Genomic DNA, 632 nt, shown 5'->3' with positions numbered 1-632 from the left:
GCCATGGCCTGCCAAACCAAGATTGCCAAGACCATCATTGAGCAGAAGGGTGACTACCTACTGGCAGTAAAAGGCAATCAGGGCAATTTGTCCAAAGCGGTCCAGCAGGCCTTCAGCGCCTTACGCAACGATGCCTCCTCGCTGGAGGCATTACAGACTGAAAAACAGCATGGTCGTATAGAGTCTCGCCTGTGCCAGGTCCTTGATGCGAGCACACTGGAAGGCAATTTTTCTCGCTGGAAAGGACTCAAAACGCTCGCGATGATAACCAGCTTTCGGACAGAGAAGGGTAAACCCGTCAGCATGGAGTATCGCTACTACATTAGCTCGAAAATCATGAGTGCAGAACAAGTAGCCAGCGCGGTCCGGGAACACTGGGCCATAGAATCGATGCACTGGGTGTTAGATGTGAGCATGCAAGAAGATGCCTGTCAGATATACAAAGATCACGCAGCGGAAAACTTGGCCTGCTTGCGACATCTAGCCCTGAACATGCTCAGAGCGGAACCAACCAAGCTCAGTATTGTTGGCAAACAGAAGCGATGCTGGATGAAAACAGAACACTTGGAGAAGGTGCTGATTGCCGGATTATCCGTATCGCTCAAAAACTAGACACTCATGCGTTCGCCCTG

The 632-nt window shown here is 50.9% G+C and carries 1 protein-coding gene; it reads left to right on the top strand.

Annotation, left to right across the window (positions count from 1 at the left end):
* A partial coding sequence (locus tag ACYVG7_RS09975; protein WP_460882980.1) for an ISAs1 family transposase occupies nt 1–612 on the top strand: 612 nt, incomplete at its 5' end.
* Nucleotides 613–632: the final 20 nt, after the last annotated feature.

Source organism: Pseudaeromonas pectinilytica (assembly GCF_054780855.1).
Note: the sequence above shows the minus strand (reverse complement) of the source record. Positions and strands in the feature narration are given on the sequence as shown.